This window comes from Variovorax sp. GW821-FHT09B05 (assembly GCF_059418265.1).
In genome coordinates this window covers 1-21,002 of sequence record NZ_JBWKPN010000032.1, presented here as the reverse complement: position 1 = coordinate 21,002, position 21,002 = coordinate 1, and the positions used below count along the sequence as shown (strand labels likewise).

Here is a 21,002-nt window from a genome sequence, read left to right as displayed (position 1 = left end):
GCCTTGCGCGCCGCGCCGCGGCCGGCGGCGCAGGCCGTGCGCACGCTGCCGCGCCGCGCCTTCCTCGGTGCCGGCATCGCCACCGCGGCGGTCGCGGCCGGCGTGGTCGTCATGCATCCGCCGCTGGGCCTGTGGCCCGCGCCCGAGAGCTGGCAGGCCGACTACCGTACCGGCACCGGCGAGCAGCGCAGCCTCGCGCTCGCGCCCGACCTCACGGTCGAGATGAACACCCGCAGCAGCATCGCGCTGCAGGCCGCGCAGGGCGAGACCGCCGGCATCGAGCTGATCGGCGGCGAGGTCGCGGTCGACGCCACGCGGCGCGGCCGGCCCTTCACCGTGAGCGCGGCGCTCGGGCGCATCGAGGCCGTCGACGCGCGCTTCGAGGTGCGCCACACCGATGCGCGCAGCGTCTGCGTGCGCTGCCTCGAAGGCCAGGTGCGCGTGACGCTCGGCGCCGAGTCGCTCGCGCTGCGCGCCGCGCAGGAACTGGTGTACGAGGGCCGCCAGCCGCAGCCGGTGCGCAGCATCGAGGGCGGCGGCGAGCGTTCGGACTGGCGCGAGGGCGTGCTGCGCTTCCAGCGCACCGCGCTCGCGCAGGTGGTCGACGAGATCAACCGCTACCGGCCGGGCCGCGTGATGCTGCTGGGCAGCGGGCTCGCGGGCAAGCCCGTCAGCGGGCGCTTTCACATCCACGACCTCGACAAGGCGCTGGCGCAGATCCAGCGGCTGTTCCGGCTCGAGCTCACCGCCTTGCCGGGCGGCATCGTGATCCTTCACTGAGGCGGCAATCTTCGCCGCCGATGCGCGGCGAGGTGTACAGCTTTGGACGTCGGCATTCGTCTATGGGCAAAGCCATCGCATGGCTTCCTGTCCATTCGAAACGCCACTGAAAGATTCCTGTCATGCCGCCCCTCCATCCTGCCCCGGTGAAGCCCGCGTTCCCCGCACGCCCTGGCCGCCGCACCGGACCGCGACGCCTCGCACCCCTGGCCCATGCCGTTGCCGTCGTCATCGCGGTCGGCGCGGCGGGCGCGGCGCATGCGCAGCAACGCGCGTTCAGTGCCGCCTGGATGGCGCAGAAGAACATCGCGCAGGATCAGGCGATTGCGACGGGCCGGCTGCCGAATGGCTTGCCAGTGTCCTCGCTCAATACGCCGAGCGCACAACAGCAGCAGGCGCGCGAGCAGTTGCAGCGTTCGCTCGGCAATCTGAACCTTGCGGCGCAGAGCATCGCGGCGCAGCAGGCCGCGCAAGCCGCTGCACGGCAAGCGGCGTTGGATGATCCTTCGTCGGTGCCCGATGGCTTGGCCGATGGTGGTTTGCGCGTCGACACCAATTCGTTGACCGCGGGCTGGCTCAATGCCCAGGCACCGGTGCAATCGCAAGGCACCGATGGCCGCACCACGGTGACCATTCAACAGACCGGCGACCGCGCGATCCTCAACTGGGAGACCTTCAACGTCGGCAAGCGCACCACGGTCGATTTCAAGCAGCAGGCCGATTGGGCCGTGCTCAACCGCGTCAACGATCCGCAGGCGCGGCCCTCGCAGATCCAGGGCCAGATCAAGGCCGATGGCACGGTGCTGATCGCGAACCGCAACGGCATCGTGTTCAGTGGCTCAAGCCAGACTGACACGCGCAACCTCGTGGCGGCCGCCGCCAGAATCGGCGATGACCAGTTCAAGGCGCGCGGCATCTACAGCGCGCAGGAAAGCGGGGCCTACACGCCGAGCTTCACGGATGCCAATGGCAAGGTCGAGGTGCAGGCCGGTGCGCGCATCAACACCGCGGTGCCGACGACCGTCACGCAAGGCGGTGGCTATGCGCTGCTGCTCGGCAAGGAGGTCAGCAACGCCGGCACCATCACCACGCCACGCGGCCAGGTGCAGATGGCCGCGGGCGATTTCTTCATCGTGCGGCCCGGCCAGAGCACCACGGGAAACCAGTACGCGACCACGCGCGGCAACGAGGTCGCGCCGCAGTTCAATGCCGACAGCACGGCGGGCGCGGTCACCAACACCGGCCTGCTGCAGGCGCCCGAAGGCGATATCACGCTCGCGGGCCGCAAGGTGGTGCAGGACGGCGTGGCCGTGTCCACGACGACGGTCGACACGCGCGGCACGATCCATCTGTTGAACTCGGCGAGCGACAAGCTCGGCAGCGTCACCGTCACCTCACGCGGTCTCAATGCGATCCTGCTCGACGACCAGGACGGCCGCACCGCACTCGACAGCCAGCGCGATGCATTGATCGCCGATTCGGCCGTGCAGGACCTGGCGCGCCGCACCGCGGCCTCGGGCGGCTTCGACAATCTCGCACGCCTCGATGACCGTCGCGACCAGTCGCGCATCGAGATCGTCTCGGGCGGTGGCGTGGTGTTCGAGGGCGGCTCGACCACGTTGGCCACCGGCGGGCAGATCGCGGTGGCCGCGAGCAATGGCCGCAGCACGGTGGCCAATGGCGCGCGGCTCGATGTCTCGGGCGCGGTCGGCGTCCAGGTCGCGATGTCCTCGAACAACGTCGAGATCAATATCCAGGGCAACGAACAGCGCGACGCCCCGCTGAACCGCGACACCACGCTGCTCAACAACAGCAATGTGTGGATCGACCGGCGCAAGCTGTTGCGCGTGGCGGCCGGCGTGGGCGGCTACGACAAGGAGCGCTGGTACACGCCGGGCGGCCTGCTCGAGGTCGGCGGCTACCTGGGCCTGCAGGGCCACACGGTGGGCGAGTGGGGCGCGCAGGGCGGCAGCGTGGTGTTCGCGGGCAACGAGCTGGTCGCGCAGGCGGGCTCGAACATCAACCTCTCGGGCGGCACGCTGGACGTGCAGACCGGGATGATCAAACAGAGCTGGCTCAAGGGGGCCGATGGCCGGCTCTACGAAGTCTCGAGCGCACCCGCCGATGTGCAGTACACGGGCCTCTACAAAGGTTATGAAGACGCGCACAAGCGCTGGGGCGACAAGACCACGGGCTTCTTCTACAACCCGCTGATCGGGCCGCAACAGCGGCTCGAGAACGGCTACACGGTGGGGCGCGATGCGGGGCAGTTGATCGTCTCGACCGGCGCGGCGGTGCTCGAGGGCGACCTGACGACGACGGTCTACCGCGGCCCGCGCCAGACGATCCAGCGCGATGGCGGCATCGACGGCTATGCACAGTCGCACGACGCCGCGGCGCTCGCCGCGCAACTGATCCTCGGCAACTACACGACCGTGTTCAACGCCGACAAGACCAACGGACCGCAGGGCGTGTTCCACAACTTCACGCCGAGCTTCGGCCAGGTCGTGTTCGGCACCGCGCAGCCGGCGCTGGGCGACGGCATCGCGCCCGACGGGCCGCTGCCGCAGGCGCTCGAGGACGTGCTGCATGTCGACAGCGACCGCGTCAACGGCTGGAAGCTCGGGCAACTGATGGCCGGCGGCACGCGCAGCCTGACAGTGGAGGCGGCGCTCGCGGTGGTGCCGGGCGGCAGCATCGCGCTGTATGCGCCACAGGTGGAGATCAACGCCGATCTCGTGGCGCGCGGCGGCCAGATCGCGCTGGGCAACGTGCTGCCCTCGGTCGCCGGCCAGGGCACCACGATCAGCATCGCGCTGGCGCCCGCGGCGGGCCAGCGTGCGCTGACCACCGTGGCCGCGGGCGCCACGCTCGACGCGAGCGGCCTGTGGACCAACCTGCTGGCCGATCCGCGCGACGACGCGGGCCTGCCCTACGTGGACGGCGGCAGCGTGTCGATCCGCGGCACCGGCGACGTGACCCTGGCGCAGGGCGCGGCGATCGACGTGTCCTCGGGCGCGGCGCTGCTGCGCAACGGCGCCCTGCGCGGCGGCCATGGCGGCGACGTGACGCTGGCGGCCGGCTACGTGACCGACGCCAACTCGACCGCGACCGACCCCACCGCGCTGCTCACGCTGGCCGGCGAGCTGCGCGCCTTCGGCGTGAACGGCGGCGGCACGCTCGACGTGCGCTCGGGCACCGCCGTCGGCATCGGCGGCCAGGCGCTCGACACCGACGGCCTGCTCGCGGCCGGGCAGGCCGCGCCGGTCAACCTGCGGCTGCTGCAGGACTACCAGCTGGTCGCGGGCGACATCGCGCCGATCGATCTCACGGTGACGCTGACCCGCCGACCGGCCGGCTACACCGTGACGGGCCAGCAGGTCGAGATCCGGATCCCGGGCAATGCGCCACTGGTGCTGGAGGCGGACTGGGTGGTGCCGTTCAACCTCTTCGATTCGAATGGGGTCCTCCATCGCATCGGCAGCACCGTGCCCGCGGGCACCACGGTGACCCAGGGCTTCTTCCTGCCGGTCGGCGTCACCATTCCCGCCGACGTATTCCCGGACGGGCTGCCGATCGTGCCGACGCTGGTGCGCTACAACGCCGGCAGCGTGCTCGACATGCCGTTCACGCTGGCGGCCGGCAGCTCGCTCGCCGCCGGCGCGGTGCTGGCGCGGTCGGTCGCCGTGGCGCCCACGGGCACGCTGTCGCCCACGCTGTTCCAGACCGGCTTCTCGCACTACGTGGTGACGGCGAGCGACGGCCTCGCGATCGCGCCGGGCACGCGCATCGAGGTCGCCATGCCGGTGCTGCGCACCGACGTCGACGGCTTGCAGGCGTTGCCCGGCGGCAGCCGGCTCGCGGCCGCGCTGCCGGTGTGGACGCCGCCGCTCTACCAGGAGGATGCGCAGCACGCCCGGCTCGCGCAGCGCGGCGGCGCGAGCATCGAGTTCGACGCGGGCTCGAGGATCGGCGGCCCGGGCCTGCTCGCGCCGCTGACGGTGGGCACGGGCGCGCACATCGCGGTCGATCCGGGCCAGGCCATCACGCTGTGGAGCAACGGCGGCCAGTTGACGGTGGACGGCCGGCTCGACGCCTGGGGCGGCGCCATCTCGATCGCCTCGCAGCCGACTTCGCAGTTCAGCTACCAGGCCTCGACCACGCGCTCGGTCTGGATCGGCGACAGCGCGGTGCTCGACGCGGCCGCGCGCGCCTACGTGGCGCGCGATGCGCAGGGCCGCGCCTATGGCGTCGCGCCCGACGGCGGCTCGATCGAGCTCGGCCTGTCCGATTCCTTCCTCGTGATCCGGCCGGGTGCCGTGCTCGACGCCTCGGGCGCCTATGCCGAGGTCGATGGTTCGGCCGGCGGCGCCGCCGGCGTGCCCGCGCGGCCGCTCGCGCTGGCCGGTGCCGGCGGCAGCATCGGTCTGCATTCGTACGTCGGCATGGTCATCGACGGCACGCTGGTCGCGCGCGCGGGCGGCGCCGGCGCGGCCGGCGGCTCGCTGACCTTGGAGATGGCCAACCGGCGCTACCTCGCGGGCGCGGAGAACCTCTCCGACGCCGTGCAGACGATGCACGACATCACGCTGACGCAGCACTACCGCCCCGGCGGCCTGGCCGACGGCCTCGCGCCGGGCCAGGCCGATGCGGGCCTCAAGTACGGCGCGGCGGTGCTGTCGGCGGACCGGGTGAGCGCGGGCGGCTTCGATGCGCTGACGCTGTCGGCGCACGACCTGCTGCTGTTCGACGGCGACATCGACCTCCAGCTCGGCCGCAGCCTCAACCTGCGCAACGGCTTCCTGACGGTGGCCGACGCCACGCCCGATGCGAAGGTGCGGCTGGCCGCGCCCTACATCCGGCTCGATGGCGGCAACTGGGATGGCGCCTCGGGCTATTTCAGCCCCGGCATCATCATCGGCGGCCGCGCCGTGGGCCGCCCGGCGCACGGCGACAGCGCGCTGACGCTCGATGCAGGCCTGATCGACATCTACGGCCGCATGCAGTCGGGCGTCGTCGCCGGCTACGGCGACGGTTCCGTGACGCCGAGCGGCTCGAGCGCCAGCCGCACCGTCGAGGCCGACGGCTTCGCGGCCGTCACGCTGCGCAGCGAGGGCGACATCCGGCTCGGCAATGCCGCCTTCATCGTCACCGGCGACCTGCTGATCGAGGCGGCACAGCTCTATCCGGTGAGCGGGCAGCGCGGCGTGGTGATCGCGGGCCAGGCGAGCCTGCCGAATTCCTCCAATGTCTGGGACCAGGCGCGCAGCCTGGTGATCCGCTCGAACGGCCGCGCCGCGCCGGTGCCCGATTCGGTGTTCGGCCAGCTGGTGCTGATGGGCCCGACGCTGGACCAGGGCGGCGTGGTGCGCGCGCCGCTGGGCACGATCGGGCTCAACGACATCGGCGGCTCGCTCTACGGCCCGGCCTGGATGAACAGCGTCATCGCCAATCCCGAGGCGCTGCCCTGGATGAAGCTGGTGCTGCGCGACGGCAGCCTGAGCTCGGTGAGCGCCGCGGGCCTGACCATGCCCTACGGCGGCACGCAGGACGGCCTGACCTACCGCGGCACCGACGGCACGCTGTTCAGCCTCGGCGGCAATTTCACGCAGCGGCTCAATTCCAATTCGCCGAGCGATTCCTACGTGCTGGCACAGGGCATCTCGATCGGCGGCGGCTCGGTGGTGGCCGAGCCGGGCTCGGTGCTCGATCTCTCGGGCGGCGGCGACCTGCGCGGCGCGGGCTTCATCACCGGCCGCGGCGGCTCGGTGGACGTGCTGACGACGGCGCTGGCGAATGCCAATCCCGCGGCCTATGCGCCCGCGGCGAAGGGCAGCGCGGTCTATGCGATCGTGCCCGGCTACGCCTCGGCCTATGCGCCGGTGGTGCGCGACAAGGGCGCCGGCGATCCGGCGGTGGGCCGGCAGATCACGGTCGGCGCGGGGGTGCCGGGCCTGCCCGCCGGCACCTACACGCTGCTGCCCGCCAGCTATGCGCTGATGCCGGGCGCCTTCCGCGTCGAGGTGGGGGCGCGCATGGGGGCGTTGTCGGGCAGCACGGCCGCCGCCGGTGCGCTGGCGGATGGCAGCGGCTCGTGGGCCACCACCGGCACGCTGGGCATCGCCGGCACCGGCATCCGCGACAGCCTGCCGAGCCAGGTGCTGGTGACGCCGGGCCAGACGGTGCGGCGCTTCTCGCAATACAACGAGACCAGCTACGCCGACTTCGCGAAGGCGCAGGCGGCGCTGTTCGGCAACGTGCGGCCGCTGCTGCCGGTCGACGGCAAGGTGCTGCGCTTCAGCTTCGCCCAGAACGACGCGGTGGCACCGCTGCAGTTCGAGGGCCGGGCGCTGCTGGACGCCGCCCCGGGCGGCCTGCGTGGCCAGGTCAACCTGCTGGGCGACAAGCCCATCGACATCGTGGGCGGCACCGCGCAGCCCAAGGCCGGCGCCATCGAGGTGTCGGCCGACATGCTCAATGCCTTCCGCGCCGACACGCTGGCGATCGGCGGCATCTACACCTTCTTCAACGGCCAGGATTCGTCGGGCGACAGCGCGCGCGTGTACTTCTCGAACGGTCTGGGCGCGGGCCTGGTGAACGTGCGCAGCGGCGCGACCTTGCGCGCGGGCCAGATCTTCCTGATCGGCAACCAGGTAGAGGTCGAGGGCGGCGCGGTGCTAGACACGCGCGGCATGGGCCGGCCCGGCGTCGATTCCGACCTGGGCTTCCTCTATGCCAATGCACCCGGCGTGTCGAGCGCCCCGTACTCGCCGGCGGTGTTCGCCGTGAGCAACGGCTGGCTGGATTTCCTGCCCGCGCTCGGCACGGGCCGGATCACGGTGCGCGACGGCGCCACGGTGCTCAGCGAAGGCACCATCGCCTTCGCCGCGCCCGGAGGGCTGGCGCTGGGCGACGTGAACCTGGGCGCGCGCTACCTCACGGTGGCGCAGGACCAGATCAACATCGGCACCGCCGCCAGCCTCGCGGCCGCGCAGGCCGCCGGTGCCATGCAGCCGGGCTGGCAACTGACCCAGGGCACGCTCGACCGCCTGCTGCGCCCCTCGGCCAGCACCGGCGTGCCGGCGCTCGAGCGGCTGAGCCTCACGGCCGGCGGCGCCTTCAACTTCTACGGCGCGCTGACGCTGGACACCGGCGACTCGCCGGTGCAGCTGGTGTTCAACACGCCGGCCTTCTACGGCCTGGGCGGCGACGGCGACACGGTACGCATCGCCACGCGCGACTTCGTCTGGAACGGCATCGCCACGGGCAACGGCACCACCACGCCGTACGCGGGCGCGGCCCCGGTGGCGGTGCAGCCCGGCGGTCCGGGCACGGGCAGCGGCACGCTGGTGATCGATGCGCGCACGGTGCAGTTCGGCTACGACGCGCTGAGCCAGCCGCAGCGCCAGGCCGAGCTCGAGCGCCTGGCGCTGGGCTTCGGCGCGGTGAAGATCCAGGCGAGCGACCGCGTCACGGCCAACAACAAGGCCGCGCTGCTGGTGGGGCGCTCGCGCGACGCGGACGGCACGCTGCAGGGCGGCTCGCTGTCGATCGTGACGCCGCTGCTCACGGGGCAGGCCGGCTCGGCGATGCGCTATGTGGCGGGCGGCGACATCGACGTCTCGGCCCCCGCGGGCGCGGCCGCACCAGACACCGCCGCCATCGCCGAACTCGGCGCCTCGCTGAGCCTGCAGGGCCGGCGCGTGTCGCTGGCCACCACGGTGGCGCTGCCCAGCGGCGTGCTCGAGCTGCTGGCCGATGGCGACATCGCGCTGGGCGAGGGCGCGCGCATCGACCTGTCGGGCCGTGCCGTGCAGTTCTACGACATCACCAAGTACAGCTGGGGCGGCGCCGCGACGCTGACGAGCACCAGCGGCAGCATCGCGCAGGCCGCGGGCTCGCGCATCGACGTGTCGGCCGCGCACGAGGACGCTGGGTCGCTGACGCTCGACGCCAAAGCCGGCACGGTGACGCTGGCCGGCGCGCTGTTCGGCGCGGGCGGCGGCGCCGGCTTCGACGACGGCAAGTTCGACCTGACGACCCGCGCCATCTCCGACGCCGACTTCGCGGCGCTCAATGCGCACCTCAACGATGCCGCCTTCTTCGGCGCGCGCAGCTTCGTCGTGAAGCAGGGCGACCTGAACGTGGGCGACGGCGTGCGTGCGCGGCAGGTGAGCATCGCCACCGACGCGGGCCGCCTCACGGTCAACGGCACCATCGACGCCTCGGGCGCCACGCCCGGCAGCATCCGGCTGAATGCCAGCGGCGACCTCACGCTGGCGGCCGGCGCGGTGCTCGACACCCATGCCACCACGCTGGTCACCGACAGCTACGGCGTGCCCATCGATGCGTCGAACCGCGCGAAGATCGCGCTGGGCAGCACCGGCGGCACGGTGCGCCTCGAGCCAGGCGCGACCCTGGACCTGCGCTCGCCCGACGGCATCGCGCGCGGCCATCTCGACATCGACGCGCCGCGCGTGGGCAGCACCGGCCCCAGCGCGACCGGTCCCGATGCGCCGGCCAACGCCACCGGCGGCGACATCGCGATCGCGGCCGCGGGCCCGCTTGACATCAAGGGCGCGCAGGCGATCGCGCTGAACGGCGTGGCGCGCTACACCAACGCGCGGCCCGATCCCGACGACGCCAACGGCCAGATCGTCGACCAGGACTACCTGGACCGCATCGACAGCGACAGCCGCGCCTTCGACACCGCCGCGCGCGGCAACGCCGACCTGCGCGCGCGCATGGCCGGGCTCACGGCCTATGGCGAGGCCTTCCATCTGCGTCCCGGCGTGGAGATTGCCAGCGGCACGCCCACGGGCAACCTCACGGTCAAGGGCGACCTCGACCTGTCGGGCTACCGCTACGGCCCCGAGGCCGACCGCGACCTGGCCTCTGCGCGCTACGGCGCGGGCGAGCCGATGTCGCTGGCCTTGCGCGCGGGCGGCGACCTCAACATCCACGGCAGCATCAACGACGGCTTCGCGCCGCCGCCGGCCACGCCCGACGACAACGGCTGGCAGACCCGCCTGCAGGTGCTGTTCACCAACCAGCCGGCGCCGAAGGACGTCACGGTCAGCGTGCCCTTCAACGCCACCTGGGGCGACTTCTGGTACGTGTTCCCCGGCATCTTCTCGGGCGACTACCCGGTCGTGGTGTCGGGCTCGATCAGCGACGACTACGGCACCTATGGACCGGGCGACACCATCTACAACGGCTTCCTCGCCGGCACCATCACGGTCGCGGCCGGCACGGTGCTGACCGCGGTCGCGCCGGGCGGCGCCGACATCCTGCTCAGCGGCCCGCGCGCCGAGCCCGGCCGCATGTGGGCCGCGTCGCAGATGCTGGCCGCGGGCAGCCTGTCGGCCTCGATCCGGCTGGTGAGCGGCGCCGACCTCGGCGCCGCCGACACGCGCCGGCTGCAGGGTGCCGCGCAGCTGGCCGGCCGCGGCAACCTGGTGCTCGACGACCTGCACCTGGCCGGCACGACCACGCAGTTCACCGTGCAGGCGCCGAGCGTGGTGCGCACCGGCACCGGCGACCTCGAGCTCTACGCCGGCGGCAGCTACCGGCAGGAGTCGCTGTTCGGCGTGTACACCGCGGGCACCTCGGTGGCCGGCACCGGCAACGACTCGGGCTACAACGCGCCACGCGCCAGGCTGCCCGACGGCAGCGTGCTCGGCGCGGGCAACGCGGACTACGAGCGCACGCTGCCCGCGCAACGCATGTGGTTCACCGAGAACGGCGGCGACTTCACGCTCTCGGCGCAGGGCGACATCCTCGGCTACCTGCAGCCGGAGACCCTGTCGACCGGCGAGTGGCTGTGGCGCCAGGGCGGCGCCGAGATCGGCGAGCGCACGGCCTGGGGCCTGAACTTCGGCAGCTATGCCATCGACGGCTGGCCGACCCTCGCGCAGCCGCGGCTGGGCTTCGGCGGTTTCGCCGGCATGGGCACGCTCGGCGGCGGCAATGCCAGCGTGCACGCGGGCGGCAACATCGGCACCACGGGCTCCTTCACGCGCGGCCTGCTGGTCGCGGTGGGCAGCACCGGCCGCGTCGCCGACGGCGGCGTGCTGGCGCAGACCGGCGGCGGCAATCTCGACATCTCGGCCGGCGGGCAGATCCGCACCGGCCTGTATGCCAACCTGCGCGGCGACACGCACATGGCCGCCGCCGACGTGGGCAGCGTGGTGCTCAAGAACTTCGCCACGCCCAACAGCCAGGACCCGCGCGCGGTCGACCCGCACACGCCCTACAGCGGGCAGCGCGACGGCGTCGTGAACTTCGCGCCGGGCGACGGCGTGCTGCGCATCGAGACGCTGGGCGACCTCGCGATCGGCGCGGTGGTGGATGCGGGCCGCGCGGGCGAGCGCGTCGAGACGCAGGCCAGCAACGGCAGCCTCAGCGGCCCGACCGCCAGCTGGTTCACGCTGTGGACCGACCGCACGGCGCTCGACCTGTTCTCCGCGGGCGGCAACGTCTCGCCCTTCGGCATGCCGAACATGGATCCCGTGACCAACATCCAGGACGTGAGCAGCAGCACGAACATCATGCCGGCCACGCTGAGCGCGGTGGCGGCCGGCGGCAGCATCTACTACGCGACCGAGAGCCCCGGTGCCGGCCAGATGATGCCGTCGCCGGTCGGCCACCTGGACCTGCTGGCGCGCGATCTCGTGAGCGGCGACGCGACCAATTCCGTCACCTTCGGGCACAACCCGATCGGGCCGCTGGGCACGGCGCTGTCGAGCATGGTCACGCCGCTGCGCCCGGGCTGGCGCATGCTGCGCGACGTCCCCAGCAACCCGCTGGCCGCCACCAACTACTGGAACGCCAGCAAGCTGCAGCAGTACGAGTGGGACGCGATGTACCAGAACAGCTTCGCCGACTACATTCCCGCGCACATCGGCACGGGCGGCACGCTGTTCAACTTCGGGCTCAACACCGTGAGCGATGCCAGCATGGCCGGCACCGGCGTGGCCTCGCACATCTATGCGGCCGACGGCGACGTGCTGGCGGTGCAGATCGGCAGCCTGCAGAACGTGAGCCTGGGCAACGGCGAGGCGCCGATCCCGACCTACCTGGCCTCCAAGCCGCTGCGCATCCTGGCCGGCAGCGACATCGTCAACAGCAGCGGCCTGATCGTGCAGAGCGACCCGGCCGAGATCTCGATGATCGCGGCCGGCGGCGACATCCTCTACACCAACTTCAGCATCGCCGGCCCCGGCACGCTCGAGGTGTCGGCGGGCGGGCAGGTCTACCAGGGCAACCGCGCCAGCCTGACCAGCCTGGGCGCCATCGCGCTCGGCGACCGGCGCCCCGGTGCCGACATCGTGGTGCAGGCGGGCCTGGGCGTCGGCCCGCGCGGGCAGGGCGCGAGCGACTTCGCGGGCTTCGCGGCGCAGTACCTGGACCCGGCCCGCGCGATCGACCCCTCGGCGGCGCTGGCCGACCAGCCCGGCAAGGTGGTGAAGACCTACGACGCCGAGCTCGCGCAATGGCTGCGCGAGCGCTTCGGCTACGTCGCTTCGTCGCCGGCCGATGCGCTGGCGCATTTCCAGGCGCTGCCGCCCGAGCAGCAGCGCGTGTTCGTGCGCGCGGTGTTCTATGCCGAGCTCACGGCCGGCGGGCGCGAGTACAACGACCCCGACAGCAAGCGCTACGGCAGCTACCTGCGCGGGCGCAACGCGATCGCGGCGCTGTTCCCCGAACGCGACGCGAACGGGCAGCCGATCGCGCGCGCGAGCGGCCTCACGCTCTACCAGGGCAGCAACGGCAACGCCGGCATCCGCACCGTGGTGGGCGGCGACATCCAGACCCTGACGCCCGGCGGCAGCACCATCGTCGGCGTGGAGGGCGTGACCCCGGCGAGCGTGGGAAGCGTGAGTCCCGCGGGCCTCATCACCCAGGGCGAGGGCAGCATCGACATCTACAGCCAGGGCAGCATCCTGCTGGGCCTGTCGCGCATCATGACCACCTTCGGCGGCGACATCCTCGGCTGGTCGGCCACGGGCGACATCAATGCCGGGCGCGGTTCGAAGACCACGCTGGTCTACACGCCGCCCAAGCGCGAGTACGACGCGCTGGGCAACGTGAAGCTGTCGCCGAACGTGCCGAGCACGGGCGCGGGCATCGCGACGCTCGATCCGATTCCCGAGGTGCCGCCGGGCGACGTGGACCTGATCGCGCCCCTGGGCACGATCGACGCGGGCGAGGCTGGGATTCGCGTGTCGGGCAACGTGAACCTCGCGGCGCTGCAGGTGGTCAACGCGGCCAACATCCAGGTCAAGGGCGAGTCGGCCGGGTTGCCGGTGGTGGCCTCGGTCAACGTCGGCGCGCTCACGAATGCGAGTGCCGCGGCCGCGCAGGCCACGATGGCGGCGCAGGACGTGATGCAGCGCGAACGCGCGAGCGCACGCCAGGCTTTGCCCTCGGTGTTCACCGTGCGCGTGCTGGGCTTCGGCGACGAGGCACCGGCGCCCGCGCCGGCACCGTCCGGCGGTGCCACGGGCGCGCCGGCGGCACCCGCGCAGCGCAGCGTGCGCTACGACCCGGCCAGTCCGTTCCAGATGCTGGGGCAGGGCGCGCTCGACGCCGCGCAGCTCGCGAAGCTCACGCCGGCCGAACGCGCGCGGCTGGCCGAACTCGGCGGCGCCGGCGCGCGCGGCCGCTAGGCGCGGGAAGAGTTTCGTGAAACTTGCATGACAAAGCGCATTCGGCGGCCCGCTCATCCGTCTCTATGGCGATGACTTCCCTACGCTTTGCACGCCGCATGGCGGCTGTCGCCTGCGCGGCCGCTGCCGTGCTGGCGTGGCCGGCCGCCCAAGCGGCCGATGAACAGCCCGCGCGCGGGCTCGAAGGCAACGCCAGCGGCGTGTTCCTCAACGAAGCCGGCGACGTGCTGACCGCGCGCCATGCCGTGACCGGCTGCCGCTCGCTGTTCGTGCTCAAGGACGGCCGCGTGGCCGAAGCCACGGTGCGCGTGACGAGCCCGCTGGCCGACCTCGACATCGCCGTGCTGCACAGCGACATCAAGCCCTACCTGGGCGCGACCTTCCCGCGCAGCGAGGTGCTGCCCGCCGCGACGATCTCGGTGTTCTCCGAGGCCCACGGTCCGCTGCAACGCATGGCCGACCGCTCGGCCGTGCTCGGCAACGCGCTGACCGTGCCGGGCGCCGAGGGCCTGCAGCTGCTGTCGGGCGCCAAGCCCGGCGCCAGCGGCAGCGCGGTGCTCGACGCCGGCGGCTTGCTGCTGGGCGTGGTGGTGGAGCGCATCGCGGCCGCGCCCGGCGCCAGCGGCGGCACGCTGAGCCGGCTGCCCAGCCTGTCGGGCAGCGGCGCGGCCGCGGGCTCCACGCGCGTGCGCGCCGAGACCGCCGCGCGCATCAAGCATTTCCTGCGCGACAACGGCGTGGCCTACAGCGAGAGCGACACCCCGCAGCTCGGCCCCCAGCAGTCGCCGGCCGCGCGCGCCGCCACGCTGTCGGTCGGCGTGCTGTGCGGCTGAGCCGGCACCGATTTCCAGAACTTTCCCCGAAAGAACGCATGTTCCCCTTGCACCGTCATTCCGCCGCCGCGCCGCGGCCCTGGGCCAGCCTGTTCCGCGCGCTCGGCCTCGCCGGCCTGGGCCTGGCCGCCGTGCACATGCCCGTGCAGGCCCAGCCCGCGCCCTCGGCGCGCGCACCGGTGCCGCAGCACTGGATCAGCTATGCCGAGCTGGCCGGCAACCAGTTCCAGGGCCGCCTCAGCGACCCGGCCGACGAGACCGTGCAGCGCCTGCATGCCTGGATGCAGCAGCGCCTGCTGGAAGAGGGCCGCACCCTGCCGCCGCCGCCGCTGATCGTGCGCGTGTGGGTCGCACCCGACGGCCGGCCCGAGCGCGTGGCCTTCGATTCGCTGGGCAATGCGCAGGCCGATGCCGACCTGCGCCAGTTGCTGACCGCGCAGCCGCTGTCGGAGCCGCCGCCGCGGGACATGCGGCAGCCGATGGTGTTGCAGCTGACGTTGAAGGTGCTGACGGCGAGTTGAGCGGCGCGAGGCGCCTGCGGGTTCAAGCGCCGGGCTTGGCCCTGCTCTGAAGGATCGCCTCGAAGACGCGCGCCAGTTCCGCGGCGTCCTCGCCGGCATGGTGGGTATGCGGCAGGTCCTTGAGGTCGAGCTCGAACTTGATCTTGCCCTTGCGGCTCTCGACCCACTCGATGCCCTTGAGTCCCATCCAGTAGCTTCGCAGGTCGATGCCCGAGCCCGTGTTGCCGAACGGGCTCTTGCCGAGGAACCGGATGAAGTACCAGTGGATGAACATGCCGTCCCAGACGGCGGGGCCGGCCAGGAACACGGGGCGGCCGATGCGCCGCAGCGAATGGACCCAGGTTTCGGCCGCGCGCATCGCTGCTTCGGCCGTTGGGGCCTGTGCGATCAGCCGGTCGCGATCGAGGCCCGAAACGGCGAGGGCGCGCGGATCGAAGTCCTCCGAGATCGGCTTCAGCTCGGTGTAGAAATTCAGGTCGGGCCTGCCCACCACGGCCAGTCCCAGCGAGATCATGCTGTACGGGCCGGGAATCGGGCCATCCGCCTCGACGTCGGCCGCGACGTAGAGCTCCGGCAGTTTCTCGGAAGGGGTCATGGCCGTGCGCCGGTGGTTCCGCGTTTCACCGCGGCCTTCGCCGCCTCGATCGCCGCGCTCACATCGCCCACGGTCGCGGGATCGCTGTCCTTGCCGACCAGCTCCTCGAGCGCCGCCAGGTGGGCCACGCCCAGCGCCTCGTCCGCGCCGGCTGGCAGATCGGGCACGACGCCCGTGCCTTCCCAGTTGGTGCGCGTGATCGGGTTGATCGAGCGCGCGAAGGGGATCGTGACCTCGAAGTGATCGTTCAACCGATGGTTCCTGGAGGGATGGGCGCCGCCCTTGGTGCGTTCGCCGACGATGCGGGCGCGCTTCAGCGCCTGCAGGTTGTACGCGAACTCCTCGCCACCCGAGAAGGTCTGGCTGCTGGTCAGCACATAGACCGGCCGGTTCAGGTAGCGAGGGCCGCGCAGCCTGGCGCGGGTCCAGTGCGACTCCACGCGGTGGCCTTCGCGATGCAGCACGTCGTTGAGGTGCACCTTGCCTTCGAGCAGATGGCTGCTGACCTGGGCCACGCCCGCGGGCCAGCCGCCGCCGTTCTGGCGCAGGTCGACGATCAGGGCATCGGTGTGGGCGAGGAAATCGAAGACGGCCGCGGCGGTCTTCGCCAAGGCCTCGGGCTTGTCGAAACAGCGCAGGTCGATGTAGCCGACGTTGCCGGCCATGCGCTCGGCCTTGTAGAAGCAGTGGTTGTGGCGCACGTACTGCCGCGCCAGCTGTGCTTGCGACGCCGCGGCGGCCTTCGGATCGGCCGGCTTCGGCAGCGGCTCGCGGCTGAAGCCCACGAGCAGGTGCTTGTCCTGGTTCACCGACTGCAGGTCCTGCTCGAGCTGCGCGCGCAGCGCGTCGGCTGTCTCGATGCCCGCATAGGCCCCGTCGCGCAGCCGCGCGCGCAGGTGGGCCGCGATGGCGTCGGCCGGCGCGGGCAGCACGTAATGGGCCTGCACCAGTTCGGCGGTGCGGGCCACGACGCGGTCTCGCTCGGCGGGCGCGATGGGGACGGTGTCGGGGGACTGCGCGGTGGCCGATGCGGCCAGCGCGCTCAGCGCAAGGGCGAGGAGGGCGGAGGGAAGAAAGCGGCGCATGGCCGCGATGCTAAGGCAGCGGAAAAAGGCCTCAGCCCGCGGCCGCGAGGATGTCCTCGAGCACGCCGATGTCGATCGGCTTCTGCAGATGGTGGTCGAACAGCTTGCGCCCATCGGGACCGCCCGCGGCGCCGGCATCGGCGGCCGAGAAGCCCGAGATCGCGATCAGCAGCTTGGGCGCGCCCTGCGCCTCGGTCTCGCGCAGCCGGCGCGCGACCTGGGTGCCGGGGATGTCCGGCAAGGTGAGGTCGATCAGCGCGGCATCGAAGCTTTCGGCGGCGGCGGCGTCCAGCGCCTGCTGGCCGGTGTAGGTGCAGCGGGCGGTGTGGTCCTGCAGGGTCAGCAGTTCCTGCAGCAGGTCGGCTGCGGCTTCGTTGTCGTCGACGATCAGCACGTTCACGGCGGTCGGTCCTTGGTGGCCTTTGCGGCCTTTGGTTTTCTGAAAATGTCCGGAATGGAACATTGTCCCGGCACCGCGCCGTGCGTGGGGTAGGAGCAAGCCTACGGTTGTGCCGATCCGCGCGGCGCGGCCAGCGGCAGCTCGACGCTGAAGGTCGATCCCTCGCCCGGCGCGCTCTCGACGCCGATGCGCCCGCCGTGCAGGTCGACGATCTGGCGCGTGATGTACAGGCCCAGGCCGAGCCCGGCCGCATGCTTGCGGCTGTGCTCGGTGCGCTCGAACTGCTCGAAGATGCGCGCCTGGTCCTCGGCCGCGATGCCGATGCCGCGGTCGCGCACGCTGACGCGCGCGAAGCCGTCCTCGCCGGTGCCCACCTGTTCCACCGCCATCGAGACCGGCCGGCCGCCGCCATAGCGCAGCGCATTGGTCAGCAGGTTGGTCAGCACCTGCTCGATGCGGAACTCGTCCCACACGCCCGGCAGCTCGGCCGGCGCCTGCAGCGAGATCTCGGAGCCGGCGGCCTCGGCCTGCTGGCGCAGGTTCTCGACCACGGCGCGCGCGAGCTGCGCGAGATCGGTCGGCTTGGGCTGGATCGAGAGCGCGTCCTTGCGCATGCGCGTGACGTCGAGCATGTCGTCGATCAGCCGCACCATGTTGCGGATCTGCCGCTGGTCGCGCTCGATCATCGCGGGCAGGCGGTCGGCCGTGAAGGCCGCGAGGTTGCCCTTGGACACGTGCAGCTGGCGCAACTGGGCCTCGAGGTAGAGGGTGTTGAGCGGCGTGCGCAGCTCGTGCGAGACCATCGACATGAAGTCGTCGCGCATGCGCACCGCGCGCTCGAGCTCGCGCTGCGTGACCTGCAGCTGCACCACCAGCTCCTCCTGCTTGCGGTGCGCGTGGGCCAGCAGTTCCATCTCGTGGCGCAGCGCCTTGCGGTGGCGGTGCAGGTCGACGAACACATTGACCTTGCTGATCACGGCATGCGGATCGAGCGGCTTGTGCAGGAAGTCGACGGCACCACTCTCGTAGCCCTGGAAGGCGTAGTTGCGCTCGCGCCCGGCGGCGCTCACGAAGATCAGCGGGATGTGCCGCGTACGCTCGGTGCCGCGCATCATCTCGGCCAGCTCGAAGCCGTTCATGCCGGGCATCTGCACGTCGACGATGGCGAGCGCGAACTCGTGCTCGAGCAGCAGCGTCAGCGCCTCCTCGGCCGACTGGGCACGGAACACGGGCCGCCCGGGCGCGCGGATCAGCGCCTCGAGCGCCACCAGGTTCTCGGGCAGGTCGTCGACGATCAGCAGCTTGCTTTCGACGTCAATTTCCATGAGCGGTCTCCAGGTGCATCAGCAGGGTGTGGAGATCGCGCAGTGGCAGCACGAAGTCGGGCGAATGGCGCGCAATGGCGGCGTTGGGCATGACGGAAACCAGGGCTTCTTGGGGGTCCTGCACGGCGGTCAGCCCGCCGGCACGGTGAATGCGGTCCATGCCCTCGGCGCCATCGTCGTTGGCACCGGTGAGCAACACGCCGGCGAGGCCGGCGCCGTAGACGTCGGCCGCGGAGGCCATCAGCACGTCGATCGAGGGGCGCGAGAACAGCACGGGCGGCTCGCAGCTCAGCGAGAAACAGCGATCGCGCTCGATCGACAGGTGGTAGCCGGGCGGCGCGAAATAGAGCGTGCCGGGAACCAGCGGCATCTTGTCCGCCGCCTCGCGCACCGGCATCGCGACGCGCTCGCCGAACACTTCGGCCAGCCGGCTGTCGTGCCCCTCGGGCAGGTGCAGCACCACCACCTTGGGGATGCGGCTGACCAGGGGCAGGCCGATCAGCAGGGCGAGCAGCGCGTCGATGCCGCCCGCGGAGGCGCCGATGACCACCGCCTCTACGCGGCGGCGCAGGTGGGAGGGCAGCGCCTGTCTCACGTGGCCTTCCTGTAGATGCGCTCGGGGCGCGCCAGCGGCTCGAAGCGCTCGGCGTAGGCCGAGAAGTCGATGCTCTCCTTGGCGCCCAGGCCAAGGAAGCCGCGGTGGCTCAGCGACTCGTGGAACAGGCCGAGCGCGCGGTCCTGCAGCTCGCGGTTGAAATAGATCAGCACGTTGCGGCAGGACACGAGCTGGGTCTCGGCGAACACGCTGTCGGTGGCCAGGCTGTGGTCGGCAAAGATGGTGTCGGCGCACAGCGAGGGGTCGAAGCGCGCGGCGTCGTAGGCCGCGGTGTAGTAGTCGGAGAACGCGCGCAGCCCGCCCGCGCGCTGGTAGTTGGCGGTGTAGCCGCGGATCGCCTCGAGCGGAAAGATGCCCTGGCGCGCCTTCTCGAGCGAGGCCGGGTTGATGTCGGTGGCATAGATCTGCGTGCGCTCGAGCAGGCCTTCCTCGCGCAGCAGGATGGCGAGCGAGAACACCTCCTCGCCGGTGCTGCAGCCCGCCACCCAGACCTTGACCGACGAATAGGTGTGCAGCAGCGGCACCACGTGCCGGCGCAGGCCCAGGAAGTAGGCCGGGTCGCGGAACATCTCGCTGACCGGGACGGTGAGGAACTGCAGCAGGCGCCCGAACAGCGCGGCGTCGCGCAGCACCCGGTCCTGCAGCGCCGAGATCGAGGGCAATCCGAGCTGCGTGAGCGCATGCAGCACGCGGCGCTTCTGCGAGGCCAGCGTGTAGTCCCGGAAGTCGTAGCTGTACTTGAGGTAGATCGCCTCCATCAGCAGGCGCAGCTCGATCTCGGTGTCGCTCAGCGGCTGCGGTGGCGCGGCGATCGCGCCCGGCACGGCGGGCGAGGCGGGCAGGACCGGGCGGCCGGTCGACGGCCGTTCGGGCGGCGAGGGCGGCGGCGATCCGGTCACAGGCGCTCCATCTTCGGCATCCACACGCGCAGCAGCGAGAACAGGCGATCGAGGTCCACCGGCTTGGCGAGGTAGTCGCTGGCGCCCGCGGCCAGGCATTGCTCGCGGTCGTCCTTCATGGCCTTGGCGGTGATGGCGATCACCGGCAGCTTGGCGAAGCGCGGATCGGCGCGCAGGTGGCGCGTGGCTTCCAGGCCATCCATCTCCGGCATCATGACGTCCATCAGCACGAGGTCGATCTCCTTCACGCGGTCGAGCTGCTCGAGGGCCTCGCGGCCGTTGCGGCCGATCTCGACCTTCGCGCCGCGCTGCTCGAGCGCACTCGTGAGCGCGAAGATGTTGCGCACGTCGTCGTCCACCAGCAGCACCGTGCGACCCTCGAAGATCCGGTCGCGTCCGCGCGCGGCCTTGAGCATGCCCTGGCGCTCGCTCGAGAGCTCGGCCTCGACCTTGTGCAGGAACAGGGTCACCTCGTCGAGCAGCCGCTCGGGCGAGCGCGCGCCCTTGATGATGATCGAGCGCGAGTAGCGGTGCAACTCGGCCTCCTCCTCGCGCGTGAGGTTGCGCCCGGTGTAGACGATCACGGGCGGGAACGAGACGATGTCCTCCGAGGCCATGCGCTTGAGCAGCTCGCTGCCCTGCATGTCGGGCAGCTTCAGGTCGGTGATCATGCAGTCGAAGATGCGGCTGCGCAGCAGCTCCAGCGCCTCCTCGCCCGAGGCCACGTCGACGATCTCGATGTCGTCGTCGCCGATCAGCTGGATCACGCTGCGGCGCTGCAGGTCGTCGTCCTCCACCAGCAGCACCGTCTTGACCTTCTGCGTGAGCTTCTCCTCCAGCCGCGCGAACACGCGCGTGAGCTCGTCGCGCGTGGCGGGCTTGCGCGCATAGCCGATCGCGCCCATGTGCAGCGCGGCCTCGGCGTTGTCGGCGGCCGAGACCACGTGGATCGGGATGTGGCGCGTGAGCGGCGAGTCCTTCAGGCGCTGCAGCACGTCCAGGCCGGTGCTGTCGGGCAGCCGCATGTCGAGCAGGATCGCGTCGGGCACGAACTCGCTGGCCAGCGCGAAGCCGTCGGCCGCGCCGTGCGCGACCAGGCAGCGGTAGCCGAGCTCGTGCGCCAGGTCGTAGAGGATGTGGGCGAACTGCGGCTCGTCCTCGATCACGAGCACGCGCCGCACCTGCAGGTCGCGCGGCAGCGCGCGGTCGTCGGCGAACTGCGGCGCGGGCACCACGGGGGCCGGCGCGGCCGGGGCCGGGGGCACGGCGGGCACCGG

The 21,002-nt window shown here is 71.8% G+C and carries 11 protein-coding genes; 4 read left to right on the top strand and 7 right to left on the bottom strand.

The features are described from left to right. The 4 genes from AC07RM_RS40515 to AC07RM_RS40500 form a co-directional block, all read left to right on the top strand. A partial coding sequence (locus AC07RM_RS40515; protein ID WP_495338075.1) for a FecR family protein occupies positions 1–780 on the top strand: 780 nt, incomplete at its 5' end. A 146-nt stretch (positions 781–926) separates the two neighbouring features. Further along, positions 927–13,451, top strand: coding sequence for a filamentous hemagglutinin family protein (locus AC07RM_RS40510; RefSeq protein WP_495338074.1), 12,525 nt, complete (start codon positions 927–929; stop codon positions 13,449–13,451). 98 nt (positions 13,452–13,549) lie between these two features. Further along, positions 13,550–14,284 (top strand): S1 family peptidase, encoded by a 735-nt coding sequence (locus AC07RM_RS40505; protein WP_093341888.1) that lies wholly within the window; start codon positions 13,550–13,552, stop codon positions 14,282–14,284. Positions 14,285–14,331: 47 nt separating this feature from the next. After that, positions 14,332–14,805, top strand: a complete 474-nt coding sequence (locus AC07RM_RS40500) for an energy transducer TonB (RefSeq protein WP_296799654.1) — start codon at positions 14,332–14,334, stop codon at positions 14,803–14,805. Positions 14,806–14,827: 22 nt separating this feature from the next. Here the strand turns inward: AC07RM_RS40500 and AC07RM_RS40495 are convergent, their stop codons facing one another. The 7 genes from AC07RM_RS40495 to AC07RM_RS40465 form a co-directional block, all read right to left on the bottom strand. After that, positions 14,828–15,400, bottom strand: a complete 573-nt coding sequence (locus AC07RM_RS40495; RefSeq protein WP_495338073.1) for a hypothetical protein — start codon at positions 15,398–15,400, stop codon at positions 14,828–14,830. Continuing rightward, positions 15,397–16,485 (bottom strand): S41 family peptidase, encoded by a 1,089-nt coding sequence (locus AC07RM_RS40490; protein WP_495338072.1) that lies wholly within the window; start codon positions 16,483–16,485, stop codon positions 15,397–15,399. The genes AC07RM_RS40495 and AC07RM_RS40490 overlap by 4 nt, the downstream gene beginning before the upstream one ends. 31 nt (positions 16,486–16,516) lie before the next feature. Beyond that, the gene (locus AC07RM_RS40485; RefSeq protein WP_495338071.1) at positions 16,517–16,885 is read right to left on the bottom strand and encodes a response regulator; all 369 of its coding nucleotides are present in this window, start codon (positions 16,883–16,885) and stop codon (positions 16,517–16,519) included. Positions 16,886–16,986: 101 nt separating this feature from the next. Next, complete coding sequence (locus AC07RM_RS40480; protein ID WP_495338070.1) at positions 16,987–18,210, bottom strand: hybrid sensor histidine kinase/response regulator; 1,224 nt, start codon at positions 18,208–18,210, stop codon at positions 16,987–16,989. After that, positions 18,200–18,805 carry a chemotaxis protein CheB gene (locus tag AC07RM_RS40475; RefSeq protein ID WP_208511741.1) on the bottom strand — a complete coding sequence of 202 codons (606 nt, stop codon included), beginning with the start codon at positions 18,803–18,805 and terminating at the stop codon, positions 18,200–18,202. Before AC07RM_RS40475 ends, AC07RM_RS40480 begins: the two co-directional genes overlap by 11 nt. Continuing rightward, the gene (locus AC07RM_RS40470) at positions 18,802–19,668 is read right to left on the bottom strand and encodes a CheR family methyltransferase (RefSeq protein WP_281078289.1); all 867 of its coding nucleotides are present in this window, start codon (positions 19,666–19,668) and stop codon (positions 18,802–18,804) included. Before AC07RM_RS40470 ends, AC07RM_RS40475 begins: the two co-directional genes overlap by 4 nt. Before the next feature lie 53 nt (positions 19,669–19,721). After that, positions 19,722–21,002, bottom strand: a 1,281-nt coding sequence (locus AC07RM_RS40465; RefSeq protein ID WP_495338069.1) for a response regulator, incomplete at its 5' end; no start/stop codon positions are given.